This is a genomic window from Pseudomonas sp. NY5710 (assembly GCF_013305665.1).
Classification (GTDB): Bacteria; Pseudomonadota; Gammaproteobacteria; order Pseudomonadales; family Pseudomonadaceae; genus Aquipseudomonas; species Aquipseudomonas juntendi.
In genome coordinates, this window is the sequence record NZ_CP045554.1 from 2,041,756 (window position 1) to 2,059,535 (window position 17,780).

At 60.5% G+C, this 17,780-nt stretch carries 12 protein-coding genes and 1 pseudogene; 9 read left to right on the plus strand and 4 right to left on the minus strand.

Translation table 11 applies throughout. The features are described 5' to 3' along the window. The first annotated feature begins 19 nt into the window (after positions 1-19). The 4 genes from GEV39_RS09190 to GEV39_RS09205 are packed head-to-tail and all read left to right on the plus strand — an operon-like array spanning position 20 to position 5,513. Complete coding sequence (locus GEV39_RS09190; RefSeq protein WP_034039555.1) at positions 20-1,309, plus strand: site-specific integrase; 1,290 nt, start codon at positions 20-22, stop codon at positions 1,307-1,309. Beyond that, positions 1,302-3,032, plus strand: a complete 1,731-nt coding sequence (locus GEV39_RS09195; protein WP_034039553.1) for a site-specific integrase — start codon at positions 1,302-1,304, stop codon at positions 3,030-3,032. The genes GEV39_RS09190 and GEV39_RS09195 overlap by 8 nt, the downstream gene beginning before the upstream one ends. Next, positions 3,029-5,068: a hypothetical protein gene (locus GEV39_RS26020; RefSeq protein WP_173888420.1), complete on the plus strand. Its 2,040-nt coding sequence runs from the start codon at positions 3,029-3,031 to the stop codon at positions 5,066-5,068. Before GEV39_RS09195 ends, GEV39_RS26020 begins: the two co-directional genes overlap by 4 nt. Continuing rightward, positions 5,049-5,513, plus strand: a complete 465-nt coding sequence (locus GEV39_RS09205; RefSeq protein WP_023443007.1) for a hypothetical protein — start codon at positions 5,049-5,051, stop codon at positions 5,511-5,513. The genes GEV39_RS26020 and GEV39_RS09205 overlap by 20 nt, the downstream gene beginning before the upstream one ends. 67 nt (positions 5,514-5,580) lie before the next feature. On the opposite strand, the gene GEV39_RS09210 is transcribed toward GEV39_RS09205, so the two are convergent. Both GEV39_RS09210 and GEV39_RS09215 read right to left on the minus strand, forming a co-directional pair. Then, positions 5,581-8,271: an AAA family ATPase gene (locus tag GEV39_RS09210; RefSeq protein WP_058131653.1), complete on the minus strand. Its 2,691-nt coding sequence runs from the start codon at positions 8,269-8,271 to the stop codon at positions 5,581-5,583. A 439-nt stretch (positions 8,272-8,710) separates the two neighbouring features. Beyond that, the gene (locus GEV39_RS09215; RefSeq protein WP_003152690.1) at positions 8,711-9,268 is read right to left on the minus strand and encodes a TetR/AcrR family transcriptional regulator; all 558 of its coding nucleotides are present in this window, start codon (positions 9,266-9,268) and stop codon (positions 8,711-8,713) included. A gap of 179 nt (positions 9,269-9,447) precedes the next feature. On the opposite strand from GEV39_RS09215, the gene GEV39_RS09220 reads away from it, so the two are divergent. The 4 genes and pseudogenes from GEV39_RS09220 to GEV39_RS09235 all read left to right on the plus strand — a co-directional run. After that, positions 9,448-10,611, plus strand: a complete 1,164-nt coding sequence (locus tag GEV39_RS09220; RefSeq protein WP_034039546.1) for a multidrug efflux RND transporter periplasmic adaptor subunit TMexC3 — start codon at positions 9,448-9,450, stop codon at positions 10,609-10,611. 15 nt (positions 10,612-10,626) lie between these two features. Continuing rightward, entirely contained in the window at positions 10,627-13,761 is a 3,135-nt protein-coding gene (locus GEV39_RS09225) for a multidrug efflux RND transporter permease subunit TMexD3 (protein ID WP_034065037.1), read from the plus strand. Between the two features lie 4 nt (positions 13,762-13,765). Continuing rightward, entirely contained in the window at positions 13,766-15,199 is a 1,434-nt protein-coding gene (locus GEV39_RS09230; protein ID WP_003152694.1) for a multidrug efflux transporter outer membrane subunit TOprJ1, read from the plus strand. Positions 15,200-15,628: 429 nt separating this feature from the next. Beyond that, a pseudogene (locus GEV39_RS09235) lies at positions 15,629-16,594 on the plus strand (DUF4113 domain-containing protein); the annotation flags it as partial. A gap of 56 nt (positions 16,595-16,650) precedes the next feature. Here the strand turns inward: GEV39_RS09235 and GEV39_RS09240 are convergent. Together GEV39_RS09240 and GEV39_RS09245 are read right to left on the minus strand one after the other, a co-directional pair. Then, positions 16,651-16,986: a hypothetical protein gene (locus GEV39_RS09240; protein WP_173888422.1), complete on the minus strand. Its 336-nt coding sequence runs from the start codon at positions 16,984-16,986 to the stop codon at positions 16,651-16,653. A 108-nt stretch (positions 16,987-17,094) separates the two neighbouring features. Continuing rightward, entirely contained in the window at positions 17,095-17,331 is a 237-nt protein-coding gene (locus GEV39_RS09245; protein ID WP_173888424.1) for a hypothetical protein, read from the minus strand. Positions 17,332-17,538: 207 nt separating this feature from the next. Here GEV39_RS09245 and GEV39_RS09250 point away from each other — a divergent pair, with 207 nt between their 5' ends. Continuing rightward, entirely contained in the window at positions 17,539-17,769 is a 231-nt protein-coding gene (locus GEV39_RS09250) for a hypothetical protein (protein WP_173888426.1), read from the plus strand. Positions 17,770-17,780 lie beyond the last annotated feature (11 nt).

Consider the following 17,780-nt stretch of genomic DNA (forward strand, 5'->3'; position numbering starts at 1 on the left):
AGCGTCCCAGGGGCGTTGAATGGCGACGCTAGAGCGCATTCATTTCGTGCCCCATTACCTCGTGCGCAGAGAGAACGCCGTCGCATACTCCCCCAGTAGCAGCCGGCCATCCATTGAGGGCTTGCCCCAAATCTTTTGGGCAGACTATGCACCTTGGAGGGAGGCAAACCTGTGGGCAGTGGAGCGAGCAACGACTGGTGACGCTTCTCTTAAGACCGTTGCCAGTAACATGAATGGCCTTCTCAATTACGCTAAATTTCTTGAATCTCGTGATTTGCAGTGGTTCGAGTTTCCCGCTCGCAAAGCTGACCGCTGCCTGGTGCTATACCGAGGGGCGTTGATCAAGATGCGCGATGCCGGCCAGATCGGCCCATCCACGGCGTCTGAGTACATGCGCAATTGCATCATGTTCTATCGGTGGGTAAGGCATAGGGAGCTTCTTTCTCCACACGTCCAGCTGTGGCGGGAAAAACCCTACGTCGTTAAATACTTCGACCGGGTGGGGTTCGAGCGAACGATCAGCGGAACCACCACCGACCTCAGCATCCCGAACCGTAAGCGCCCAGGCCAAACGCTTGAAGATGGGCTGTTGCCAGTCTCGGAGACCGATCGCGATGCAATTCTGGATTTCGCCGCAGAGAACGCCACGCCCGAGCTCTACCTCATGTTGGCCCTTGGATTTTTTACCGGGATGCGGCTCGGCAGCATCTGTGATCTCAAGATTCAGTCTCTGGAGCGCGCCGCCCCCGACCCTTCCGCTGAAGGGCTTCTACGCCTTGCAGTTGGTCCAGGCGCAGCTCCGCCAGTGCACACGAAATTCGGTGTGACTGGCCAGGTCTGGATACCCGAAGCGTTGCGTGATGAATTGCTGGAATATGCCAAAGGCTGGCGGAGGATGGAACGAGAGGCGAAAGCCTCGCCCGAGAATCGTGATTTGCTGTTCTTGACCCGCTTTGGTAACGCCTATGGCAGGCGCGGCACCGATCAGTCATCTGCTGTGAATGTTGAGATGTCCGAGTTTCGAAAACGGGGCGTCAAAGCAGAACTACAGGTGCTCCGTAAATTCCGCTTCCATCAGTCGCGCTGCACCTTCGGTACCGAATTGGCACGTCTGGCGCTATCGGCTTGTGCCGATGTCGCTATTGTAATTGCGACGGTCAGCGACGCGTTGCTCCATGGGCCTAACTCTGAAGCCACCACCTTCAAATACATCCGATTCGTACAGGCACTGCCGATCAAACAAGCCCTCTCAAATAGCTTCATGGCGGCATTTAGCGGGATCGGCGCTGGGGCGCGGCACGATGGATAGTTCCGAATTCGACCTCACTTTCCCGATGCTTGAGTATGGGGCCACTGAAACGCCCTGGGACCTCCGGCCGCTGCTGTTTCGCGGAGGTGCAGCAGCAAAGGTGAAGCATGTGGGCCGCCAGATCGCGCAGGGCGAACTCGGCAGTCCCTTGCCGGAACGTTTCGAGCTGGTGACGCAGCTGCATGAGCACATGACTGACGACCTTGCTGGTGGCGGAAGTCGCTTCTCGGTGCAGAACAAGATCAGTGCATTGCGCCGATTCTTTGCCTGGATCGATTCAGAAAACGTGAATCTCAGTCTCGAGACGGCGGCCGACACGTTCATTCGTTGGACCGATCACTTGCTCCAGCGTCATCGAGTCGAACGCAATTTCAGCGATGGGTCCCTGTACGATCTCACCAGGCTCACGGCGACGATGCTGGACCGAGCATTGGACCGCCAAGCAAGCCTGAGCAAGAGCACACGTATTCGCAAGCCGCGCGGCAAAGGCAAGGTACATACGAGCAAAGCGGACAAGCAGAATCTGCAAAACACCTTCGCATTCGGACACCTTCTAGCTGACGTATGCGAGGCATTGACCTGGAGGGGGACAATGGCCCCCCTCCCAGTTTGTATTTCGTTACGCACCGGCCAAGTGCTGGAACTATGGTCGGGATTGCAGAGCCCCGAGAAAGTAGCGGCCCGCCGTACCAGGCCGCAAAACCAAGCGCAAATCGAAGCATCCCTGGCGGCGCGTGCCGCCCACGATGCAGATCGGACACTGCGGACCCGTTTCCCCATCGTCAATTTACGGATCGAGAGTGAATTGCTGATGTTCATCGCCCAGACCGGTCTGAACCTCCAGCAAGCACATACCCTGCGGGTTGAGCAGTTTCATTACACCAGCCACATAGACGGCTACCAGGTACGTACCTACAAAAATCGACGGGAAGGAGAAGTGCTATTCGAGATCTTTGCCAGTTATCGAGAGTGGTTCGAGCGCTATCTCGAATGGCGTTCCGAATGGTTTCCCAATGAGCCGGATGGTTTGCTCTTTCCGCTTATACGTAGCGGGGGACGAATCCTAGAAGAGGCGACGCAGTTCACGAACGTTACGCGCATCTGCCGCGAGCTTGGCATACCGATAGTGAGACCGCGAAAACTGCGCGGGACGCGCATCAACTGGTTGCTTCGGGAGTCCCAGAATCCCCAACAGGTTGCGGAGTTGGCCCAGCATACGGTGCAAACGCTGATACGCGTATATGCCGACCCCCATCCGCAGATCGCTATGGTGGAAATTACGCGCTTCCATCAGCAAACCGATCCGTCCCTTTCACCTCCTGCTCCTGGTAGATGTGTATCGGCCACACCTGAACCAGTGGGCACGATGCCGAAGAATGGTCCGCGACCCGACTGCATCAATGCTGCCGGTTGCCTGTTCTGTACCCAGCACCGGGATATCGAAAGTGAGGATCATGTGTGGTCTCTCGGTAGCTTGCGCCACCTCAAATCGCTTGAACTGGCACGCTACCGCCCATCCAGTTCGGGTAAGCACCTGACGACAGAGCATCCGGCCCTGCTGGTGATCGATCGGCTGACGGCCAAACTGCGCTTCTTCGAAGAAAGTAGCGAGGTCCGCAGGCTTTGGGTCGAAGAAGCCAGAGCGCGCATAAGTGAAGGTGACTACCACCCGGCCTGGGATGGCTTCATCCGATTGGCAGAACTGCGACAAAGATCAGCATGACGAAAAATATTCTTTCCGAACTTGGCCTCGGCATCGACTCGCCCCTAGCGATTCCTGATGCGCCGAACTACCGTCCGCCGTGCTGGCCACCGCAGCGTGATTGGCCGGTCATCATAGATGCCGCTGGCCAGGTGGTGAGCCGTTGGGGCGATGCCATTTGGCGGCTCGACCCATGGGCGGGAAAACGGCTCACTCTCAATTTCGGCGATGGCCCAGATAAGAAATATGTCGCCGCGATCGATCCTGCGAACGCCGATTTATTGCGGACCGTAATCGGCTGGTGGCTATACGGCCCCAATGGAGCCCGTGGATACCGAGGCCTGAAAACGCGCTTCGACCAGATGCGTCGGCTGTTCGTCTTGTGCACTCAAGAAGGCATTCTCGCATCCGAACTGAGTCATTTTCCGCGCGTTGCCGACCGTCTCCCGGAGGTGCTCCAGGCTTCCCGGTCCGGTGAGTTCTTGGCATTGCTGCACGAACTGTACGAGCGGCGGGATGCGCTGGGGTTCACCTTGTTGGATCGCGCAGGGTTGGCACGCCTCGCAGCGGCCATGCCCGACCACCAGAAGCTCCAGACCCCCTATATCCCGCCCCGCATTTGGCACTATCAAATCACACGCTTGCGCGAATGCCTGGATGACTTTTTGGCGCATCGAGGCCAAGTCGAGGAGTGCTTCCGCTTCTGTCTGGCTGCCTATCGGCACAACTCTGCCAGTCTCCAAGGACAACGCAGGCCACAATCGTTCTATCCGTTTCAGTGGCCGTCGGATGGATCAAACGGAAAGTGGACTGGGCGGCAGTACTACGGCCCATTCATCGACACCGCGCATCGGTTTGGCATGGTGGAACTATTTCGTCGCTGGCTGGGAGTGAGCGACGACGAAATTCGCATTCAAACTCTGAGTCGCTACCTCAACCTCGTGAGTCGATCTGGACTGTGCTATCTGCTGAACTTCAGCCTCATGCGAGTCGAAGAGGCTTGGAACCTGCGCGCCGATTGCTTGCACATAGAACGTGATCCGCAGTTTGGCGACATCCATGTATTGTGCGGACGAACGACCAAGACGATGTCGGATTCTGAGGCACTTTGGGTGACGTCCCCGTCAGCTCAGGTGGCAGTTGAAGCCATGCGTGTGGTCGCAGACCTCCGCGCAGAATGCGACTCTCCCCCCGGCGAGGCCTCGGTGCCGGATGATCCGGCCAAGCGCTATCTGCTTGATTATTGCCTTGAACCGTGGGGAACGAAGTTCACCAAGATCAACCGCACGATTGGGCCATCGATTCCGAGCTATGCCCATGTGCTTCAGTGGTTCGACAAGCTGTTCGACCGTGAGCAATTGCGCATTACGCCGGAAGATTTCGAATTGGCTCGGTTGGTGACGCCGACGCTGACCGACGAGTTTGCGGTCGGCAAAATCTGGCCGTTGGCCTGGCATCAACTCCGACGAACCGGCGCAGTGAATATGCAGGCATCCGGGCTGGTCAGCGACGCTTCATTGCAGTTTCAGCTAAAGCACGTCGCCAGAGCGATGAGTCTCTACTACGGGCAAAACCATTCCAGGGTACGGCTGGAAGAGAAGGCCCATACCTACTACGTCCGCACCATGTACGAAACTTTGGGTAGGCAGCTGCAACAGCTGACGAGCAACCGATTCGTCAGCCCCCACGGCGAGAAGCGAAAATCTGAGATTGTCCGCCTAATCTCAGCCTCTGATGCTAAGAAAGCGATCAATCTGGCTAAGAAGGGGACGGTCACTCATCGACCGATTTTGCTGGGCATCTGCACGAGCCGTACCCCCTGTCCCTATGGGGGCATCGACAATATCGCTCGCTGCGGAGGGGGCGACTCCCCCGGAGAAACCAAACCATGTGCGGACGTTCTCTATGACCCCGAGCAACTCGACGAAGTCGAAGTGTTGGAGGCGGTATTGGATGAGCGCCTGGCCGCTGCCGAGGTAGACAGTCCGCTAAGGACTTCGTTGGAAGCCCAGAAACGTAGTGTGGAGAATTATCGCCATGTCATCCGGCAAACATGAATCCGCTGACCCGGCTAAGCGAATGAGTGCCGGCGAGCAGTATCGCGCAGCGTTCGAGCGGCTGAAGAGCAACAAGCCCGAACGACTGCCGAAGGGGACGCCCGTAAGTCAGAACAACGTTGCCAAGGAGGCCGGCAGCGACCCCTCTGCACTGAAAAAAGCTCGTTTCCCCCTACTGATCGCTGAGATCCAAAAGTACGTGGAAGGACACGCTGAGCAACGTCCGCCATCAGTGCGCCAAGTCAGCTTATTAGCCCGCAGAAAAAATCGTGGACTTCGAGAACGGATCGAGGAAATCACGCAGCAGCGTGACCACCTAGCCAGCCTACTCAGTGAGGCCGACGCCACCATTCTTGAGCTGTACGACCGTATTGCGGACTTGGAGCGCCAACTGCCGGCCTCCAATGTGCTTCCTCTTGATCCGCGAGGCCACAAAAAACTTTGAAACGGAGAGCTCGCAATATTCGAAAGAAACACAGCCATGCCCGACCAGCCCGGCATGAAACGTCGGGCTAGCCGCCGAAGAGCTTCTTGCGTTGCGCGGTCCGCTCCCGGCGTAGATTCTCGTAGGCAGTTCGGCGTTTAGTCGCGTTTTTGATTAATTCCAGGACCTGGGCGATATCGCCGAGCAACTCCTCACGCGCGGGAAGCGGTAGTTGGCGCTCGCCTGGGGTGTCGTGGGCCTCGGTAGCTTCGCAGGCCCGCGCATACACTGCCAGCAACTGCTCCCACTCCTCTGCGGGGTGGCCAATGACAGCACCAAATGCTTCTACGCTCACCACATCGCTGAACGGCTGGACGGTATTGTTCAAAAAAACCTCGCGTATGGCGCGCTCGACAGTGCCTCGGAGGCTTGAGTATCCCGATGCGATTTGCCGCTCAAGCTCATCATCCGGGTCGCTGCCGACCGGAACGTTCAGCGCTTTCGCACGACTTTCGAGATCGGCCAGGCGGGCCTTGGTGTCCATCGTCGTCCACGTCAGCCCCTCGCTCACTAGTCCCGGCGACTCGTCCCAACCGATGGTCTTGTAGCTGGCCGAGCGATCAGCGCGCTGAAGCGCCATCGCGAGCTCGGTCAGGAACACCGCATCATGGGTGAACACCAGCACTTGGCGGGTCTCAGCCAGCGCTACCAAACGCCGAGCTATGGCCCGACGATATACGTGATCCAGCGACGTAGACGGATCGTCGAAAATAACGGTCGAAGTATGTGGCAGGGATTCGAGCTCGGCGAGGAACATAGCCATCCCCAACGCGCGCTGCTCGCCCTCTGACAGCACCTTGGAGGCTTTCGCCGTGATTTCCTGCAGGCGCAGCGTGACCTTGGTCACCCCCAGCTCTGTGCGCCCGCTCAGGTCGGGTTGCACCCGTCGCTTATAGCCCAGGGCTTTCAACTCAGCATTCATAGAAGCGGCCAGAGCCTCGGTCACATGCGTCGCCGCCAGGGACGTCAGTTTGCGTGACACTGCCGCTGGGTTGAGGGCGGCATGGCAGCGGCTCAATGTGGCATGGACCTGACTGTCCTGAACAAAGCGCTCCACCGCGCCAAGCTGGTTGGCGAGGCGTTGTCGGGCTTCTAGCTCTGCCAGTTCTTGGGTCAGCGCCAAGCGTAGAGCGGGATCGGCAGAGGTCCGCAGGGTATTGGCGTCGACTCGGAGCGAAGCAGCTTTGGCGGCGAAGAGACTATCGAGGTTTGCTTCGATAGGAAGCGGTTCTGACTCGGGGGACCAGTTTCCAGTTTGCAGGGCTTGGCTAACCCAAGTATGCCGGGCGGTCCAGACCGATGCCGCTGCGGTGATGGCAGCGTGTAGGTCGGGCAGTCGCTCCTCCACGTCAGCCCGTGTTGGCACATCCAGAACGTTTAGATCGACAGCCTGCACCTTCCCTAGAGCGTTCATGCGCGCAAGCGTGGCGGCTTGCGCATCCGCCGTGGCGCTGTCGGCGACAAATGCCGCGAAACGCCGCATGCGCTCCGAGGCATCCGTTGAATAAGGTTGCTGGCAGAGTACGCAGTAAGCGTCCGGTTCCAGGTGCGGGAAGGGATGTTCAGGGTATGCCGTCTGCTGAGAGAAAGCCTCAGCGGCTCGGTACATCGTTTGCCAGAGTTCAGCTCCTGTGCCTTCCAGCAGCGTGGCGGTGGGTGAGGACGTTACCGGCAACTCCATGGCGTTCAGTGTGTCTCGATCCTGAAGACGCGCTTGCGCCAGTTGCATGGCGAGATGCGCGGTTTTTTCCGTTGTAATCAGTTCCTTTGCCCGTGCTATGGCACGATCATTCACCCAGCGCTGGACTTCCTCGGCTCGACGCTGCGCCTGGTCCAAGCGTGTCGCCAAACGTTCCAAGGCCAGCGCCTGCGGCACAGGATCGCTTTCCAGTAATGTCCGCTTCAGAAACTCCAGTCGCCGGAGTTCATCGTCACCGACCGTCCCTAATCGAGCAAGCACGGCGCGGTCCGAGTCCCCACCTAATTTGGCGATGTAGCGGCCGACTTCGGTGTCACCCTTCAGCGGTTCGAATTGCCGGGTATCCAGAGCCAAGGCATTGCGTTCGGTCCCAATCCGTGCCTGTAAATCACGCTGAAGTAGGACCAGGCGCGTCAGATGAGTGAGTCCGTAGGGCTGAAATGCAGGGGTCCCTTCCGCGTCGATGTAGTCATTGGCACAGGCCGCGTCGTAGACCGAGACCGAACTCAAATGCAAATGGGCCGGCCCGTTCTGGACCCAACGTGCGGTTTCCGGAGTGCCATCCACCAAAATGGCGAAATCTGCTGATGGCAGTCTAGCTGGGGTTGCCGCCCCAAAAGCGTCGGGCAGGACCTCCACCCGATGCCGAGCGTTGCAGGCATTCTTGAAGACGCGGGCGTAGCCGGATTTGCCGGCGCCGTTATGACCAAAGAAAATGGTCATGCCCTCCGGTGCGAGGTCAAAGGCACGACCGGACGGGAAGCCGTTTACCTGGTCTAGCCCCGAGACACCCACCAACCGCACGGTTGCGCCACTTCCGGCGCCTGGTACGTCGTCCAGCGTGAATGGCCGTGCTCCCCCCGTGGTTGCGTCTTCCCGTTCTTGCTCGCGAACCATTCGCAGAATGGTCTCGATGTCATCTTGGGTTAGTTCGGCCCGGGCAAATATCCGGCGCAGTGCTTCCTGCTGCCAGGGTCTGAGTCCGCCGGCCCACCCAATAATCTCGTCCAACAATGGCATATCCGTCTCCTTTCCAGATCCGCCGATTAAAGGCCGCGCCCAGTTGGATGGCAAGTGGCCAGCGCCTTCGAGGTGCTTCGCCGTGTTCCGTTTGCCTGCCTTCCTGACCGCCACCCTAGTGGCTTGTCCGGTCGTGACGCTACACGGGCAGAATTTCTGCATGCTGGCCAGTATCAAGCCGCTCTAAAGTCCGCTACCGGAAAGCGCTGTTTAGCGGTGAGAGACGGGGAAAGTGCGGAAGCTACTACCGACGCAAGCGATGTGGTGAGCAGTCCTCAGGTATGTGCGAAATTGCACTCCTCTTGACCACCAATTTGGGTTGGCGTTGACCACGGATTGCGTTCAACTTGACCAGGGCGTGTCACTGTCACGACCGTCAGAGAACGGCCAAAAACGGACACCGCCAACCCGTTGGAAAAAAACTGAGCGTTGCTTTCCGTTAAGTTTGGTAGTTGCAAGCCCCGTTCAGGAAGAATTGCTCGATCAACGCCGCCATACCTGCGCGTGCGATACGGCCGCGGCGCTCGGCGTCTACCAGGCCGAAGATCAAGGAGGAGAAGATTTCGGTAAGCGCCGGGGCACCGATATCGATACGGAATACGCCCAGTTTTTGCCCGCGTAGAAAGAACTCGTCCAGCGTTTCTGAGTAAGGCAGCCATCGGCAGCCGCCTGCATCTAAATCAAACGTGTCCGGGCGCCACTGAAATGAGAGGAAAACCAACAACTCCCTGTGAGTCAAATGGCCTTCGATCAGGCGATGCAATGCGTCCAAGGGCGCCGACTCAAGATCGGCATCGGCAATGACCCGATAAATAACCACCGAACCATGATCCAGAAGCATCTCGATCAGGTTGTCGCGGGTGCCGCAAAACCTGTTTAGCGTCGCCTTGCTGACTCCCGCTGCCTGGGCTATTTCTTTGAACGTGGCTCGCGGGTGGTCAACGATGGCGATCGCCAGGGCCTTCAGCAATTTCTCATCGGCAGCAGTTAAATCCATCGGTCACTCTTTATCTATCGCAGGCAGATGCGGGTATTTTGCCTAGAACACTCATTTTTCTCAAAGAGGATACTAGCTTTGTTCACATCAAAATCAAATGAGTCAATATTGACTCATTTGATTTTGGTGTGCATTATGCGCGGCTTCGACTACGTACTGGCTTCGTGCTTGGGTGAGATATGAACAAATTTCGCGAGTGGATCACTTTTTCCGTGATCTCCTGTTTGGTCGCCGTGACCCTGGTTGGCTGCGACAAGCCCGAAGAGCAAGGGGAGGAGGCGCCGGCGCGTGAAGTCGATGTGCTCAGCGTGCAGACCGAGCCCTTCACCGTGGTTGCCGAGCTACCAGGACGCATCGAGCCGGTGCGTGTCGCCGAGGTGCGCGCGCGGGTGGCGGGGATCGTGCTCAAGCGCACCTTTGAGGAAGGGGCCGACGTGAAGGCCGGCGACGTGCTGTTCCAGATCGACCCTGCGCCGTTCAAAGCGGCCCTGTCGCGGGCGCAGGGTGAACTGGCCCGCGCCGAGGCGCAGTTGTTCCAGGCCCAGGCGATGGTTCGCCGATACGAGCCGCTGGTGAAGATCAACGCCGTCAGCCAGCAGGATTTCGACAACGCCAAGGCCGCTCTGCAGAGTGCCCAGGCCGACAAGCGATCGGCCCAGGCCAATGTCGAAACCGCCCGCCTGGACCTGGGCTATGCCGAGGTTCGCGCACCCATTGCCGGACGCATCGGCCGAGCCCAGGTCACCGAAGGGGCGCTGGTAGGCCAGGGTGAGGCGACTCTGCTAGCGCGTATCCAGCAACTTGATCCGGTGTACGCCGACTTCACCCAGCCGGCTGCCGACGCCCTGCGCCTGCGCGCGGCCATCGCCGAGGGCAAGGTTGCCGGCGCTAGCGACCAGCCGTTGTCGCTGCGCGTCGATGGTACCGATATCGAGAGCAAGGGCACGCTGCTGTTCACTGATATCTCGGTGGATCGCAGCACCGGGCAAATCGCCCTGCGAGGGCAGTTCGACAACCCCGAGGGCGTGTTGCTGCCGGGTATGTACGTGCGTGTGCGCACGCCGCAGGGGCTCAACCAGAACGCCATCCTGGTGCCGCAACGTGCCGTGCAGCGTTCGGCTGACGGCCAGGCCAGCGTGATGCTGCTGGGCGAGGGCGATACCGTCGAGGTGCGCCAGGTCACTACTGGCGCCATGCAAGGCTCGCGCTGGCAGATCAGCGAGGGCCTGCAGGCCGGCGACAAGGTGATCACCAGCTCGCTGGCGGCTATCCGTCCGGGCGCCAAGGTCATCCCACGCGAGCAAGGCGCCGCCGAAAAAGCTCCACAGTCCCAGGCCCAGTAAGCCGGAGAACCATTCATGCCCCTGTTTTTCATCCGACGCCCCAATTTTGCCTGGGTAGTCGCCCTGTTCATCTCGCTAGGTGGCCTGCTGGTCATTCCGTTCCTGCCGGTGGCACAGTACCCCAACGTGGCGCCGCCGCAGATTACCGTGACCGCCACCTATCCCGGCGCCTCGGCGCAGGTGCTGACCGACTCGGTGACCAGCGTCATCGAGGAAGAACTCAACGGCGCCAAGAACCTGCTGTACTTCGAGTCCACCAGCAACGCCAACGGCATAGCCGAGATCACCGTCACCTTCCAGCCGGGGACCGACCCCGAACTGGCCCAGGTCGACGTGCAGAACCGTCTGAAGAAGGCCGAGGCGCGCATGCCGCAGGCCGTGCTGACCCTCGGCATCCAGACCGAGCAGGCCACCGCCGGCTTCCTGCTGATCTATGCGCTGAGCTACACCGATGGCGACAAGGACTCCGATGTCACGGCGCTGGCCGACTACGCGGCGCGCAGTATCAACAACGAAATCCGCCGGGTACCCGGTGTCGGCAAACTGCAGTTCTTCGCCTCCGAGGCGGCCATGCGCGTGTGGATCGATCCGCAGAAGCTGGTTGGCTACGGCCTGTCCATTGATGACGTGAACAACGCCATCCGCGCGCAGAACGTGCAGGTGCCGGCCGGTGCCTTCGGCAGCACGCCGGGTTCCAGCGAGCAGGAGCTGACGGCGACCCTGGCGGTCAAGGGCACCCTGGACAACCCGCAGGAATTCGCCGCCATCGTGCTGCGTGCCAACCAGGACGGCTCGCGCCTGACCCTGGGCGACGTGGCACGCATCGAGGTCGGCAGCCAGGACTACAACTTCGGCTCGCGCCAGGACGGCAAGCCCGCCGTTGCCGCCGCCGTGCAGCTGTCGCCCGGTGCCAACGCGATCCAGACCGCCGAGGCGGTCAAGCAGCGTCTGACCGAGCTGTCGGCCAACTTCCCGGACAACGTCGAGTTCTCCGTGCCGTACGACACCTCGCGCTTCGTCGACGTGGCCATCGACAAGGTCATCATGACCCTCATCGAGGCCATGGTGCTGGTGTTCCTGGTGATGTTCCTGTTCCTGCAGAACGTGCGCTACACCCTGATCCCGTCCATCGTCGTGCCGGTGTGTCTGCTTGGTACCCTGACCTTCATGTACCTGCTGGGCTTCTCGGTGAACATGATGACCATGTTCGGCATGGTGCTGGCCATCGGCATCTTGGTGGACGACGCCATCGTGGTGGTGGAGAACGTCGAGCGGATCATGGCCGAGGAAGGCCTGGCGCCGGTGCCGGCGACCATCAAGGCGATGGGGCAGGTGTCCGGGGCGATCATCGGTATCACCCTGGTTCTGTCGGCGGTGTTCCTGCCGCTGGCCTTCATGGCGGGTTCGGTGGGGGTGATCTACCAGCAGTTCTCGCTGTCGCTGGCGGTGTCGATTCTGTTCTCGGGCTTTCTCGCGCTGACCTTCACCCCGGCGCTGTGCGCCACGCTGCTCAAGCCGATTCCTGTAGGCCATCACGAGAAGACTGGCTTCTTCGGCTGGTTCAACCGCAAGTTCACCAGCCTGACCAGCCGCTACACGAAGCTCAACGACAAGCTGGTGCCGCGAGCCGGGAGGGTGATGTTCATCTACCTGGGCGTGGTGGTGCTGATGGGCTTTCTCTACATGCGCCTGCCGGAATCCTTCGTGCCGGTGGAAGACCAGGGTTACATGATCGTCGACATCCAGCTGCCGCCCGGCGCCACCCGTGAGCGTACCTCGGCCGCTGGTGGAGAGCTGGAGTCATTTCTGATGGCCCGCGAGGCCGTGCAGACGACCTTCCTGGTGCTTGGCTTCAGCTTCTCCGGCATGGGCGAGAACGCGGCCATTGCCTTCCCGCTGCTCAAGGACTGGTCTGAGCGTGATTCTTCGCAGTCGCCGGAAGCCGAGTCGGTTGCGGTCAACGAGCACTTCGCCAACCTCGATGACGGCGCAATCATGTCGGTACCACCACCGCCGATTGAAGGCCTTGGTAACTCCGGTGGCTTCGCCCTGCGCCTGCAGGACCGCGCCGGTCTCGGCCGCGATGCCCTGTTGGCAGCGCGCGATGAAGTGCTGGGCAAGGTCAACGGCAATCCGAAGTTCCTCTACGCCATGATGGAAGGTCTGGCCGAGGCGCCGCAGCTGCGCCTGGTGATCGACCGTGAGCAGGCCCGCACGCTGGGTGTCAGCTTCGAAGCGATCAGCAGCGCGCTGTCCACTGCGTTCGGCTCGTCGGTGATCAACGACTTCGCCAACGCCGGCCGCCAGCAGCGCGTGGTGGTACAGGCCGAACAGGCCGAGCGCATGACGCCGGAAAGCGTCCTGCGCCTGCATGTGCCCAACGACAGCGGCAGCCTGGTACCGCTGAGTGCTTTCGTCACCACGAGCTGGGAGGAAGGCCCGGTGCAGGTCGCGCGTTACAACGGTTACCCGTCGATCCGCATTGCCGGTGACGCCGCGCCCGGCGTGAGCACTGGCGAGGCGATGCTCGAACTGGAGCGCATCGCTGCCGAGCTGCCCGAAGGTATCGGCTACGAGTGGACCGGGCTTTCGTATCAGGAGCGGGTCGCCAGCGGCCAGGCGACGATGCTGTTCGCGCTGGCCATCACCGTGGTGTTCCTGCTGCTGGTGGCGCTCTACGAGAGCTGGGCGATCCCGCTGACGGTGATGCTGATCGTGCCGGTCGGCGCACTCGGCGCGGTACTGGCGGTGACTGCCATCGGCCTGCCCAACGACGTGTACTTCAAGGTCGGCCTGATCACCGTGATCGGCCTGGCGGCGAAGAACGCCATTCTCATCGTCGAGTTCGCCAAGGACCTGTGGGAAGACGGCTACTCGCTGCGCGATGCCGCTGTCGAAGCCGCGCGCCTGCGTTTCCGCCCGATCATCATGACCTCCATGGCGTTCATGCTCGGCGTGGTGCCGCTGGCCATCGCCACTGGCGCCGGCGCTGCGAGCCAGCGCGCACTGGGCACCGGGGTGCTGGGCGGGATGCTCAGCGCGACCATGCTCGGGGTGATCTTCGTGCCGATCTTCTTCGTCTGGGTGCTGTCGCTGCTGCGCACCAAACCTCAGCAAACCGACAACCATCCCCTGCATAAAGCGGAGTAATGCGATGACCTCTCACTTCATGCTCCGTCGCGCTCTGCTGCCCCTGGCCATCGCCGCCCTGGCGGGGTGTTCGCTGGCCCCGACCTACGAGCGCCCGCAGGCACCGGTCGCGTCGCACTGGCAAGCCGCCGACGCGGAGGGCGCCCGTGCCCAGGCGCTGGACTGGCAGACCTTCATCGTCGATGCCGACTTGCGCCGCGCGGTGGATACGGCGCTGAGCAACAACCGCAGCCTGCGCCAGGCGCTGCTGGATATCGAAGCTGCGCGTGCCCAGTACCGCATCCAGCGTGCTGATCGCCTGCCTTCGATCAACGCCAATGCCAGCGGCAACCGCCAGCGCCTGCCTGCCGATCTGTCGCAGACCGGGCGCTCGGAAGTGACCAGCAACTATCAGGTCGGCCTCGGCCTCGCGGAGTACGAAGTCGACCTGTTCGGCCGCGTGCGCAACCTCTCCGAGGCCGCGCTGGAGACCTACCTGGCGACCGAGGAGGCGACCCGTGCCACGCAGATCAGCCTGGTTGCCGAGGTCATCCAGGCCTACCTGACCCGCGATGGTGCGCTACGCCGCATGGCCCTGGTCGAACAAACCCTGGACAGCCGCATGGCCTCGCTGGAGCTGGTCAGCCAGCGCCGTGCAGCGGGGGCCGCCACCGCCCTGGATTACCAGGAAGCGGTCGGCCTTGCCGAACAGGCTAGGGCCGAGCGCGAGAGCACCGAACGCCAGTTACGCCAGGCGGACAACGCCCTGGTCCTGTTGCTCGGCACGCCAGATGCCGCTCGCCTGCTGCCCGCGACGCCCCGCGACGACCTGATGGTGCTGCAGGACATCGCCCCCGGCACCAGCTCGGAACTGATCGAACGGCGCCCGGACATTCTCGCCAGCGAGCACCGCCTCAAGGCGCGCAATGCCGATATCGGTGCAGCTCGCGCCGCGTTCTTTCCCCGGATCAGCCTGACCGGTTCGGTGGGCAGCTCCAGTGCCGAGTTGTCCGGATTGTTCGATGGCGGCTCGCGGGCCTGGAGCTTTGCCCCGACGCTGTCGCTGCCGATCTTCGCCGGTGGCCGCAACCGCGCCAACCTGGACCTCGCCGAAGTGCGCCAGGACGCGGCGGTGGCCGACTACGAAGGCACCATCCAGACCGCCTTCCGCGAAGTGGCCGATGCCCTGGCCGCCACCGACACCCTGCGCCGCGAGGAGGCTGCCCGCCAGGCTCTGGCCGGTTCCAGCGAGGCTGCGATGGCCCTGGCTAAGGCGCGTTACGAGGGCGGCGTGGACGACTACCTGCGTTATCTTGACGCCCAGCGCAGCACCTTTAGCAACCAGACCACACTAATTCAAATCAGCACGGAACGGCAGATTGCGCTGGTTGACCTGTTCAGGTCTCTGGGCGGTGGCTGGGGCCAAACTGAACCGATGGCCGGGATCGGCGCTGAGTGAGCAAAGCCAGGAGTCCTGCATCCGAAGACCGGACTCTGGCTCCATCACCGGTGAGCTACTGGTCATCGACGGGGCAATCGTCTGATCGAGAATAAGACTGTCTGACGACTGGCAGGCCTATGGATTATTGGTGGCAGCAGCTAACGGCTCTATAAAGAGCTGCAAAAAATCACTGTAACGCATGATTGACTGACTGCTTCTGGCCGGTTTCTGCCTGTTGCGTCTCTGCTGCCCACTGGCCAAGTCGGATGCACGCGGTGGTCAGTACCAATGCAATTGACTGGTCAAATGGGTGCAATTGCGCAGGTATGGACTTCAAGCCCCAATTTCCTGGAAAAGAGGTTCTTTCTATGGACATCCGACATCAGAGATTGAGTAGCGGAATGTCTGAGCTGAAGTCATGTCCATGGCTGTTCTTCTTTCCTTTACGTTGACGAGTGCTTCGCTGACCTGTCCGGAATTCAGGGAGATCTGACCCAGTTTGGGCGAAATGTGCGTTCAAGAGTCTTTCAGTGCACGGGCATCCCAGTTGGCGTTGGCATCGCCGGTACGAAGACGCTCGCCAAGCTGGCCAACCACACCGCTAAACGCTTGCAGGCCCAAACCGGCGGGGTTGTGGACATTACCGATGCGTTCAAGCGCGATTGGGTGCTCCGCAATACCGAGGTGAAGGAGGTGTGGGGTGTTGGCCGGCGCATGGCCGCCCACTTCGAGGCGATGGGCATCCATACGGCGATGGACCTGGCCAGGGCTGATGCCTGGACGCTGCGACGCAAGTTCAGCGTGGTCGTGGAGAAAACGGCCCGGGAGCTGGCCGGTACGCCCTGTCTTGAGCTGGACGAGGTAGAGCCGCCGAAGCAGGAAATATGCTGCAGCCGCATGTTTGGCAGGCGGCTTGCTGAATTGGCGCCGATCAAGCAGGCAGTAGCCACCTACGTTGGCCGCGCGGCGGAAAAGTTGCGTGCCCAGGGTTCGCTGTGCAAGCGCATGCGCGTTAGCATCCGCACCGGCATGTTCAACCCGCAGGAGCCGCACCACGCCCAGGGAGCCTTGGTGGAGCTGCCCTATCCGACCTGCGACACACTGCTCATGACCGGGCTGGCTACGGCAGCGGTCGAAAAAATCTTCCGCCCCGGGTTTCGCTACAGTAAGGCCGAGGTGCTGTTGATGGACCTTCGACAACCGGGCGAATTTTCAGAAGATCTTTTTGCCCTGAGGCAGTCGGTGGCGTGCGATAGGCTGATGGCGGTCATGGACGACATCAATGGGCGCTGGGGGAGGGGTACTATGCGCACCGCCAGCGTGCCCGCGGTGCCGGACTGGGGCATGAAGAGAGAGATGATGAGCCAATCCTATACGACACGGCTCGATCAATTGTGGACGGTCAGAGGTTGAGCCACGCGCCGGTTTAAGACCCCCCGCAGACCCAAGGTCTACGGGGGATGTACCGGTTAGCTCAAACCCCGACCTGCCCTGAACTGGATGGTGTAAGAGTCATCGGATCTCGGTTCTGCGACAATAGGCATGCCAAAGAGCTTGCCCTTGCAATTCTTGATTCCACAGTGATGGACTTCGCTTCCCTCGAGAAAGCGCCATAAGCCTGTGTCATGTATCAGAATCAGCTCTACGAGGTTCTCCGGAGCCTCGCTGACCTGCGCAACGGAGTGGTCCAGATCACAACCGAAATTCGGCGTGGTAGTTACCTGGTCGAAGCCAAAACTCACGCCGTTCTTCTCCAGTTCCTTTCTGATACGCTCGATAACGGCCTCTGCTTCACTTTTTATCATGATGGGTGCCTCACGTTGCGTGTATTCATCAAAAACTTTAGCTCACCCGGCGTTCATCCCCTGGTCACTCTGTCGGATTTTTTGTGCACAGCAGTGAGTCGCGTTGCGCTAGCCCTCCGGCAGGCTCGTTCCACAGATGAACTCCTTCGATCCCAGCCGGTGCGACCCGTACTCGACCACATAGCCCGCGCCGCGCCGCCGCGCCTCTGCCTGCGCTGTTTGCTGGTCGGCATAGACATCGACAAAGTGCCACGGATGGCGGTCTCTCAGTACGCCCCATCCAAGCACCCAGCCTGGATTTTCGGGGTCTTGGGGAAGGATCCTGGCCAGGCTGCGAATGGTCATTTCTTTCTCCTGCAAGTACACGCCGTGTAAGCCATTCAAAACCCTTATGCCGAACAGTGCGAGTTTTTTCGTTGAACCCGGCATGCCGGTGATCGGTCAGCATCACTGAAGGGAGTGGTTTGTATCACGCATTTCCTTGCGTACTTTTGAAATGTTTCTCAGCTATGGTTGAGCGTAAGCGATGTTCACCAACGACGGAGTCAGGGAATGGATTATTCCAGCATGGTTGAATCGTTGGACAAGATGCTCAAAGAGGCGGCTGCCGATTGCCCGCATGAGGGTGAGCCAGCCAGCCAAGTGTTTACCGGTGCTGGCAATCATCAATGTATCCGTAGCCATTCGTGCGCAACGTCGCCGCTTGTGGACGGTGTGCCCCCTTTGCTACAGGGCATGAACGCGCGGTTGAACTTGAGCGTTGCCCCAATGGGCAGAAACTGACCGGTGGAAGC